This window comes from Hydrotalea flava (genome assembly GCF_001623405.1).
GTDB lineage: Bacteria > Bacteroidota > Bacteroidia > Chitinophagales > Chitinophagaceae > Hydrotalea > Hydrotalea flava.
Map to the genome: position 1 here is coordinate 1 of NZ_LUHG01000015.1, position 736 is coordinate 736.

Genomic DNA, 736 nt, shown 5'->3' on the forward strand with positions numbered 1-736 from the left:
AGCTGAGATTGTTAAAACTTCTACTTCAAAGCGCCTTTTCGATGTTTTTTTTACCTCTCTTTTGTTTGTGTTTGTATTTTCCTGGTTATTTCCCATTATTATACTCTTAATTAAACTGTCTTCTAAAGGGCCTGTTTTTTTTAAGCAAGAAAGAATTGGTTTAAATGGTGTAGTTTTTAAATGCTATAAATTTCGTTCAATGTACACTAATGTACGGAATGATGTTTTTATGCCTGCTTTGAAAGATGATTGTAGATTTACTAAAATAGGTAAGTTTCTGCGTAAAACCAATTTAGATGAGTTGCCGCAGGCTATTAACGTTTTAATAGGTGATATGAGCTTGGTTGGTCCAAGACCTCACCCAATCCCTTTTCATAATGAATATGCTACTTATGTGGACAACATTGATTTACGCCATTTGGTAAAACCCGGTATTACTGGTTTAGCGCAAATTAATGGGTACAGGGGTGATGTATTAGATAAAGCCGAAAATAAAAAAAGAACTGCTAAGCGTATTGCCTATGATTTAAAATATATTCAGAACTGGTCTTTTCAACTGGATTTGAAAATTATATATACTACTGTTTCTCAAATGATTAACAATCAAACCAATGGTCATTAGTTAATTTTATTATTTTTAACTTATTTTCTTCCTAACCCGGCAACTGCCGGGTTTTTTGTTGGGGTGGGGAAAGGTTTATAAGATCATATAAGCTCTTAGCTTCAACAACTTTTT

The 736-nt window shown here is 32.7% G+C and carries 1 protein-coding gene; it reads left to right on the forward strand.

Annotated features, from left to right (window positions below; translation table 11 throughout):
- Nucleotides 1-622 (forward strand): sugar transferase (locus A0F92_RS00595; RefSeq protein ID WP_253809984.1); only part of this gene is annotated, 622 nt, incomplete at its 5' end.
- Between the last annotated feature and the right edge of the window lie 114 nt (nt 623-736).